The organism is Paenibacillus sp. XY044 (assembly GCF_002257645.1).
GTDB lineage: Bacteria > Bacillota > Bacilli > Paenibacillales > Paenibacillaceae > Paenibacillus_AQ.
Window position 1 is genome coordinate 573,407 of record NZ_NQMO01000005.1, and the last position, 9,121, is coordinate 582,527.

Consider the following 9,121-nt stretch of genomic DNA (forward strand, 5'->3'; position numbering starts at 1 on the left):
GCGGCGGCCGGCGAAGATGGGGAGGATAAGGCGTGTTTGTTAAAAATATCAGTCTGCAGCATTATCGCAACTACGAGAAGCTGCAGCTGGATTCTTTTGGAGACGTAAATCTGCTGATCGGACAAAATGCCCAAGGCAAAACCAATTTGCTGGAGGCTATTTTTGTGTTGGCATTAACCAAAAGTCACCGGACCTCCAAAGATCGGGAGCTGATTTCGTTTGAAGGAGGAACCGCGCATCTGTCCGCTGTTGTGGATAAGAAGTACGGTCCGCTTACCCTCGATTTGACGATGTCCCCACAGGGGAAGAAGGCGAAGATTAATGGGCTCGAGCAGCGGAAGCTGAGCGATTTTATTGGTGCGCTGAACGTCGTTATGTTTGCCCCTGAAGATCTGGAAATTGTGAAGGGCACGCCGGGCATCCGCCGGCGGTTTCTCGATATGGAAATCGGCCAGGTTCAACCGGGGTATCTCTATCATCTCCAGCAGTACCAGAAGGTGCTTAATCAGCGGAACAACCTCTTGAAGCAGATGTGGGGGAAAGACGGCGTGAAGCCGGGAATGCTGGAAATCTGGGACCAGCAGCTCGTGGAGCATGGTGTTAAAATCATCAAAAAGAGGAAACAATTCATAATAAAGCTGCAGAAGTGGGCGGAAACGATCCACCAAGGCATTACAAGCGGCGGGGAATCGCTAAAGCTTGTCTATCAGCCGTCGTTTGGCGACGCCGAGGAGGAAGATGAAGCTTATCTTTTTGAACAATTTATGTTAAAGTTATCACAAGTGAAGGATCAAGAAGTGCGCCGCGGGATGACCCTTGCCGGGCCTCACCGCGACGACATGGCCTTTTTCATTAACGGCAAAGAAGTTCATACGTACGGTTCCCAGGGACAGCAGAGAACAACCGCTCTGTCTCTTAAACTGGCGGAAATCGAACTGATCCAGGAGGAGATCGGAGAGTATCCGGTGCTCTTGCTGGATGACGTGCTGTCTGAACTTGATCCTTACCGGCAAACGCAATTGATTGAGACTTTTCAGAGCAAGGTTCAGACCTTTATCACGGCAACGGGAATCGAAAGCTTGAATGCCGATAAGCTGAAGAACGCGAACATCTATCATGTTCATGCGGGACAGGTCAACACTTAAGGAATGGGGAATGGTTATGTATATCCATCTAGGCGGTGAAAAAATTATCCGTTCTGCGGAGCTGGTTGCGATCTTTGACATTTCGATCGAGAAATCCTCCAAAATATCAAAGCAGTTTGTTAGCCACGCAATGCAGGAGAAGAACGTGGAGTTTATCGGCGAAGAGGAAGCCAAATCCATCGTCGTGACGAAGAGCACCGTCTATTACTCTCCAATTTCCTCATCCACGCTTAAGAAGCGGGCGAATGTCTTCTTCGCCAACGCTTAGGACACTGTGAACGCAGGTACACTCCAATCAGCAAACGTAGAATATATAGAAGTAGGTGACAGGCATGTCTATGAATCAACCGCAATATGATGAGAGTCAGATTCAGGTTCTGGAGGGTCTGGAAGCCGTCCGCAAACGGCCGGGCATGTATATCGGATCAACCAGCGCCAAAGGACTTCATCACCTGGTGTGGGAAGTGGTGGACAACAGTATCGACGAGGCGATGGCGGGCGTATGCGATCATATCGAAGTCATTGTCCACAAGGATAACAGCATCACGGTTGTCGACAACGGACGCGGTATTCCGGTTGGTGAGAACGAGAAGCTGAAAAAATCGACGCTTGAGGTCGTCATGACCGTGCTTCATGCCGGCGGCAAGTTTGGCGGCGGCGGATATAAAGTATCCGGTGGTCTGCACGGTGTCGGCGTTTCGGTCGTGAATGCACTGTCCACCAAGGTCGTTGTCCAAGTTAGGTTGAATGGGCATATTTATCAGCAGGAATACCGGCGCGGCGTACCCCAGTATGATGTCAAAGTCATCGGGGATACCGACGAGCACGGTACGACGGTTACCTTCCTGCCGGATCCGGAAATTTTCACGGAGACAACGGAGTATGACTATAATACTCTCCTGACGCGGATTCGTGAGCTGGCCTTCTTGAACAAAGGCATTGCTTTGACGCTGACCGATGAGCGTACGGGGGCTTCCAACTACTTCAAGTACGAGGGCGGTATTATTGAATACGTCAAGTTCCTGAATGAGAAAAAGGAAGTCCTTCATGAAGAGCCGATCTATGTAGAGGGCTCCCGGGACAACATTCAGGCGGAGATCGCGCTGCAGTACAATGAGAGCTACAGCGAGAACATTTACTCTTTTGCGAACAATATCAATACGCATGAGGGCGGAACTCACGAGTCGGGCTTTAAGAGCGCCTTGACCCGGATCATTAACGAATATGTCCGCAAGAGCGGCCTTGCCAAAGACGGATCCAATTTGTCCGGCGATGATGTGCGCGAGGGCCTGACGGCCATTATTTCGGTCAAAATTCCGGAGCCGCAGTTTGAGGGTCAGACAAAGACCAAACTCGGCAACAGTGAAGTCCGCGGCATCGTAGAATCGCTGTTTTCGGAGAAGCTGTCCGATTTCATGCAGGAGAATCCTGCCGTATCCCGGCGGATCATTGAAAAGGCGCTGCAGGCTTCTCGTGCGCGTGAGGCTGCCCGTAAGGCCCGTGAACTGACGCGCCGCAAGAGCGCCCTTGAAGTCAGTGCCCTTCCCGGCAAACTGGCGGACTGCTCCTCGAAGGACGCGTCCATTTGCGAGCTGTACATCGTCGAAGGGGACTCTGCCGGCGGATCCGCCAAGCAGGGGCGTGACCGGCATTTCCAGGCGATTTTGCCGATCCGTGGTAAAATCCTGAACGTCGAGAAGGCGCGTCTGGACCGGATTTTGTCCAATTTGGAGATTCGGGCAATTGTAACGGCGATGGGTACGGGCATTGGCGACGAAGACTTCGACTTGAGCAAAGCCCGGTACCACAAGCTCATTATCATGACCGACGCCGATGTCGACGGCGCGCATATCCGTACGCTGCTGCTGACCTTCTTCTACCGGTACATGCGACAGCTGCTGGAAGCGGGATACGTGTACATCGCGCAGCCGCCGCTCTTCAAAGTTGAGCGCAACAAGACGGTCCGTTATGCCGGTTCCGAGAAGGAGCGCGATGAAATCATCGCCGAATTCGGAGAGGGAGCCAAATTCAATATCCAGCGGTATAAAGGTCTGGGAGAGATGAATCCGGAGCAGCTGTGGGAGACAACCATGGATCCGGAGAGCCGCACCATGCTGCAGGTGACGATTGAAGACGCCATGCAGGCGGACCTTATTTTCGACACGCTTATGGGTGACAACGTTGAACCGCGGCGTGATTTTATTCACGAACACGCAAAAACGGTTAAAAATCTGGACATTTAAGATTGAACTTCACCTGAACGTTTTGGTGAGTCCAGCCCTATAGAATATAGACAGAAAACAAGAGAAGTTTCCGGGACCGGAGCTTCTCTTGTTTTTGTTAATAGCTGCCCCTTCTTTTACTTCTGCCGGGGAGCCTCCCGTAGCTGATCGCATACCGTTCAATGCGGCGGTAGATGCTTTTATCCTTGAAAAACTTTTTAAACGGAAAGATGGCCGGGAGCGTGTTCACTTCAAGGATCCAGGGGTTGAGTTGTTCGTCGATGGCTACGTCGAGACCGATTTCCTTGATACCGGGGAATTTGGTCTGCAGCTGCTGAGCGGTGGCTACACCCAGCTCATACAGTCTTTTTTCCAAATGAGGAGCTTCCTCGGGGCTTACGTTTCCTTCGAGCAGTTCGTTCAGCAGGCGTACGGAACCCCCGCCGTGGTAGTTCGTAATGATCATGTCCTTAGCGGCCACCCTGCCGATGATCCCTGTCGTTTCCCAATTGCGGTATGGTGTTCTTTGGGTCAGGATTCTCAGATCAAACTGGCGCTCCTCGTACTTCAAAGTTACGATTCCCTGCTGAATAATATATAACTTTCCTCTTGTGTGTCTGAGTATGGCATGATGCAGCGCATCGAAGTTCGGGTACGTCTCGGAGCGTGTGCCGTAGCGCAAAGTATATTCTATGCGATTGTGGGCAGGGTCTCCGGCTGGTGACACGCTAACCGGGGCAGCCGGTTCCTCGTGCCGCCGAACGTTCATAACCCCGTTGCCGTATGTGCCGCGGTCCGGCTTAATATATACAAGAGGTGTGTTTTCAAGCATATTACCCAGCGTAGCGCGTGTATATTTTTGCGTTAAAGGAATGTAAGGAGATACCTGCTGATTCTGTAAAAGGACCTGGGTTTTTGCCCATTTGCTTGCAACACGTTGAATCGCCAAGAAATATCATCCTTTCTACTGAATTGGCCTTGTTATGTGCATGTCGGCCGGAGCTTCTTCTCCGCGGTTCAAAGGCGTAAAACATAGGACAAGCAAGCAAAACAATGGTATAATATAAAGATGTGGTGTTTTGTTTGCTTCAAACAGCACAAGGCTTCCCTTTTGCCCTACCAGTATATGTGGAAAAGGCACAGAAGGCCGGGCGAATCCCTAGAGAAACAGAACTTGGGCAGCAGCGGAGCAGACCGTGCTCAAACGTTTAATTGTGCTCTTTTTGTGAAAGTAATATAATAAAGTTTGGTGGTTTTGCGGATTGGCGTCCGTCAATTTCACCATTTCAGCCCTGCTGTTATGCATTTCTCTGATTATCGGGGCAAGGAGTAATTCAGCTTCTGGAGGCTTGCTTCAGCTGAATGTTATGGGAACTTTTGCGGAATTACGGGCGAGGAGCCCAGCCTGCAAAGAATGTACGTCGATAGACGTTTTTCCTCATATATTGATTTTATATTCGCTGTACTGAACGAATCGTCTGAAAAGACAATGCTAGTGGTTTGATAGAAATTGGAGGAGGTCCACCATGGCGGAAGAAAGAGGCTCGCAAATCAAAGATCGGGACATACGTGACGAAATGCGCGAATCCTTTATGGATTATGCGATGAGCGTAATTGTCTCCCGGGCTTTGCCGGATGTGCGGGACGGGATGAAACCGGTCCACCGGCGTATCCTGTACGCGATGTCGGAGCTCGGTATGTACCCGGATAAACCATTTAAGAAATCGGCGAGAATCGTGGGTGAGGTCATCGGTAAGTATCACCCGCATGGTGACTCGGCTGTGTACGAGACCATGGTTCGTATGGCACAGGATTTTTCGATGCGTTATATGCTTGTGGAAGGCCATGGAAACTTTGGTTCCGTTGACGGTGACTTTGCAGCCGCCATGCGTTACACCGAGGCGCGTCTCTCCAAGATCGCCATCGAGATGCTGCGCGACATCAACAAAGAAACCATCGATTTTACCGAAAACTATGACGGCGAGGAACTGGAGCCGGTTGTGCTTCCGGCACGTTATCCGAACCTGCTGGTCAACGGGGTATCAGGAATCGCGGTAGGCATGGCCACCAATATTCCTCCGCATAATTTGGGAGAAGTGATTGATGGCGTACAGGCGCTTATCAAGAATCCCGATATTACGTCGCTGGAATTGATGGATTACATTAAGGGACCGGATTTCCCTACCCGCGGCTACATTTTAGGACGGCACGGAATCCGCCAAGCATATGAGACCGGCCGTGGATCCGTTACGATGCGGGCCAAAGCCGAGATCGAAGAAGTAAACAATAAAGCGCGCATTATTGTGACCGAGCTGCCTTACCAGGTCAATAAAGCGCGTTTGGTCGAGAAGATCGCCGAGCTGGTCCGCGAGAAAAGACTCGAGGGCATTACCGATCTGCGGGACGAATCCGACCGGACCGGTATGCGGGTCGTCATCGAGCTGCGCCGTGACGTCAATCCGAGCGTCATGCTGAATAATTTGTACAAACACACGGCGCTGCAGTCTACGTTCGGCATTAATATGCTGGCGATCGTGAACAAGGAGCCGAAGGTTCTGACGCTGCGCGATGCGCTGTACCATTATCTGCAGCACCAGATTGAAGTTATCCGCCGCCGGACCGAATATGACCTGAAAAAGGCGGAAGCCCGCGCTCATATTTTGGAAGGCTTGCGAATTGCACTCGACCATTTGGATGAAGTCATCTCGATTATCCGTTCTTCTCAGACAACGGAAATTGCCCGTGACCGTTTGATGGAACGCTTCAGCTTAAGCCTTGAGCAGACGCAGGCTATTCTGGAGATGAGACTCCAGCGCCTGACCGGTTTGGAACGCGAGAAGATCGAGGCCGAATACCAGGAGCTTATGGTGAAAATCGCCGAGTACCGCGAAATTCTCGCGAACGAGCAGCTTGTTCTGGACATTATTACGAATGAGCTTCAAGAAATCAAAGAGCGGTTCGGCGACGAGCGTCGCACCGAAATTACCGTTGGTGAGGAAAGCATTCTGGATGAAGATCTGATTCCGCGTGAAGAGGTGGTTATCACCATTACGCATACCGGATACATCAAGCGCTTGCCTGCCAACACTTATCGCAGCCAGAAGCGTGGCGGACGCGGGGTAACGGGGCTGGATATGAAGGATGCGGACTTTGTCGAGCATCTCTTCGTCACCAACTCGCACAATTACCTGATGTTCTTCACGGATCGGGGTAAGGTGTACCGCCTGAAGGCGTACGAAATTCCTGAACTCGGCCGTACCGCCCGGGGAACGGCGATTATTAACCTCATCCAGATCGAACAGGGAGAGACGATCAATGCGGTGATTCCGGTCTCCGAGTTCGAGGATGACAAATATCTGTTCTTCGTCACTCGCAGTGGGGTTGTGAAGAAGACGCCTCTCGAGGATTACGTCAACATTCGTAAAGGCGGCTTGATCGCCATCAACTTGCGCGAAGACGACTGCTTGATTGAAGTAAAACTGACGGACGGCAAGCAGGAAATGATCATGGGTACCGCCCATGGCATGTCCATCCGTTTCTCCGAGCACGATGTCCGCTCGATGGGACGCGGAGCGACAGGGGTTAAGGGGATTACCCTCGAAGAAGGGGACGCGGTGATCGGCATGGACATCATCGATAAAGAACTGGATGTCCTCATTGTGACTTCCAAGGGATACGGCAAGCGTACCCCTACCAGCGATTATCGTTCCCAATCCCGCGGTGGTAAGGGGATTAAGACCATCAACGTCACGGATAAGAACGGACCGGTGGTTGGGCTGAAGGTCGTGAAGTCTGAAGAAGACCTGATGATCATTACGACCAGCGGCACGCTGATCCGGACCAGCATGGAGGGAATCTCCACGATGGGACGTTACACGCAGGGTGTGAAGCTCATTAACATTCGTGAAGATGACGCCGTAGCAACCGTATGCCGCGCGGATAAGAGCGACGATCCAGACGATGAAGATGAAGACTTGATCGAAGGCCAGGAGGTTGGCAACGGATCGGAAGAAGGCGCAGAGCCTGCAGACGATTCAGCACCTGCCTCAGAGATGACGGATGCTTCAGATGAGGCATCTGACGAAGAATAATACCGCAGATACGACATACGCTAAAGCATGAGTCTGATTTCCATCAGATTCATGCTTTTTTTCTTTGGGTTCACCTGGAAAGTAAGCAATTGTACAGCATTCTTAATCCGTAATATAATTGGTGTATATTACCACCATATGAGTCGGAAATGAGTGAGTTTATTAATGGCCAGCGTATCGATTACGGAAATCAAACCCGGTTTGAAATTATCCAAAGACGTTCACACACCATTAGGCGGATTGCTGCTTCAGAAGGGAACGGTATTGCTGCCCAGGGACCTGGAGATCCTGCGTGCATTTATGGTACAGTCGGTTGAGATCGACAAGGGAGAGCAGGAGACGAAGAAATCCGGCGACAGCAAAGCAGTAGTTCCGCAGCGAAGCGCATCTCCAGTTCAGTCCGGAAGGGATTCGGGCAATACTGCCCAACGTTCCAGTTTCCAGGACGAATATGACAGAATGATTCAGCTGGTCAAAAGCACGTACACTTCTGTTATTGCAGTAGAGGTCCCGATTTATGAGCTGCGAAGCCAGCTGGAGGTCCTTATCTCACAAATGAAGGACTATAATTTATTAACCTTTTCCCCGAGAACCATGAGTGAGTATGACTATATTTATCACCACGCGGTTCTCTGCGCCTTATCATCCTATCAGTTGGCCAGATGGATTGGACTTCAGCAGAAGGATTGGATGCAGGCTGCCTTTGCGGGTTTACTCCATGATATCGGCAACATCAAAATCGACCCGTCTGTTTTGTACAAGCCCCATCCCCTTACCGCAGCGGAAGTTGAAGAGATGCGAAGGCATACCACCTACGGCTATCAGCTGCTAAAGAACGTAACAGCCATAAATGAAGGCGTGCGCTTGGCTGCCCTGCAGCATCATGAAAAAGTAGACGGTTCAGGGTATCCTCTCCGGCTGGATGGAGGCAAAATCCATATCTATGCGAAAATTGTGGGGATCGTTGATATTTTTCACGCCATGACGCTGAATCGCATATACCAGAAGGCCCAATCCCCGTATCTGGTGCTGGAACAAATTCATTCCGAGGCTTTTGGCAAGCTTGACCCAGGAATCGTTCAAACATTGATCAGCAAAGTAACAGAATTTCATAATGGTACAATTGTCCGCTTAAGCAATGATCAGATTGGAGAGATTGTCTTCACGGACCGAAATCATCCAACACGCCCCATGGTCTCTGTGAATGGGCAGATCATTAATCTGGTTCAGCAAAGACAGTTATTCATTAACGAAATTATTTCTTCATAAAATAGTTGACCTCATATTAAAAGCTGTGTTATATTATTTCTTGCCCTCTTAAAGCGGGAATGATGATTACACAGCTTTTTAAAAGAAATATAAAAAAAGCTTGCAAACTTGCTGAGAGCATGATATACTATAAAAGTTGCTGAGGCGATGAGGTCTTGGTAGCAAACGAAGTTTGATCTTTGAAAACTGAACAACGAGTGAGTATACATGCGATGGTCTTCGGACCGGAGCAACTTGAGATTAAATCAATCTCGTCAGTTTCAAAATGAGCTACAAACTTTCTTGGAGAGTTTGATCCTGGCTCAGGACGAACGCTGGCGGCGTGCCTAATACATGCAAGTCGAGCGGACTTGATGAGGAGCTTGCTCCTCTGATGGTTAGCGGCGGACGGGTG

General features: G+C 50.3%; 6 protein-coding genes and 1 rRNA gene. 6 read left to right on the plus strand and 1 reads right to left on the minus strand.

Going from position 1 to position 9,121, the window contains the following annotated elements; all coding sequences use genetic code 11:
• Positions 1–32 precede the first annotated feature (32 nt).
• From recF to gyrB, 3 genes are all read left to right on the plus strand, one after another.
• On the plus strand, positions 33–1,145 hold the full coding sequence (recF, locus tag CJP46_RS22405; RefSeq protein ID WP_094597835.1) for a DNA replication/repair protein RecF: 1,113 nt from the start codon (positions 33–35) through the stop codon (positions 1,143–1,145).
• A 16-nt stretch (positions 1,146–1,161) separates the two neighbouring features.
• Positions 1,162–1,413 (plus strand): extracellular matrix regulator RemB, encoded by a 252-nt coding sequence (gene remB, locus CJP46_RS22410; RefSeq protein ID WP_094597836.1) that lies wholly within the window; start codon positions 1,162–1,164, stop codon positions 1,411–1,413.
• A 64-nt stretch (positions 1,414–1,477) separates the two neighbouring features.
• Entirely contained in the window at positions 1,478–3,388 is a 1,911-nt protein-coding gene (gene gyrB, locus CJP46_RS22415; RefSeq protein ID WP_094597837.1) for a DNA topoisomerase (ATP-hydrolyzing) subunit B, read from the plus strand.
• Positions 3,389–3,485: 97 nt separating this feature from the next.
• Here gyrB and CJP46_RS22420 read toward each other — a convergent pair whose 3' ends face one another.
• Positions 3,486–4,316, minus strand: coding sequence for a YheC/YheD family protein (locus tag CJP46_RS22420; protein ID WP_094597838.1), 831 nt, complete (start codon positions 4,314–4,316; stop codon positions 3,486–3,488).
• 577 nt (positions 4,317–4,893) lie between these two features.
• Here CJP46_RS22420 and gyrA point away from each other — a divergent pair.
• From gyrA to CJP46_RS22435, 3 genes are all read left to right on the plus strand, one after another.
• Entirely contained in the window at positions 4,894–7,458 is a 2,565-nt protein-coding gene (gene gyrA, locus CJP46_RS22425) for a DNA gyrase subunit A (protein ID WP_094597839.1), read from the plus strand.
• A 165-nt stretch (positions 7,459–7,623) separates the two neighbouring features.
• Positions 7,624–8,727, plus strand: a complete 1,104-nt coding sequence (locus CJP46_RS22430) for an HD-GYP domain-containing protein (protein WP_094597840.1) — start codon at positions 7,624–7,626, stop codon at positions 8,725–8,727.
• Between the two features lie 279 nt (positions 8,728–9,006).
• Positions 9,007–9,121: ribosomal RNA gene (locus CJP46_RS22435) — 16S ribosomal RNA — on the plus strand; the annotation flags it as partial.

What these genes read in the sequence shown, in the direction of transcription:
- remB (WP_094597836.1), top strand. Translation starts at nt 1,162, where the DNA reads ATGTATATCCATCTAGGCGGTGAAAAAATTATCCGTTCTGCGGAGCTG.
- gyrB (WP_094597837.1), top strand. Translation starts at nt 1,478, where the DNA reads ATGTCTATGAATCAACCGCAATATGATGAGAGTCAGATTCAGGTTCTG.
- gyrA (WP_094597839.1), top strand. Translation starts at nt 4,894, where the DNA reads ATGGCGGAAGAAAGAGGCTCGCAAATCAAAGATCGGGACATACGTGAC.
- CJP46_RS22430 (WP_094597840.1), top strand. Translation starts at nt 7,624, where the DNA reads ATGGCCAGCGTATCGATTACGGAAATCAAACCCGGTTTGAAATTATCC.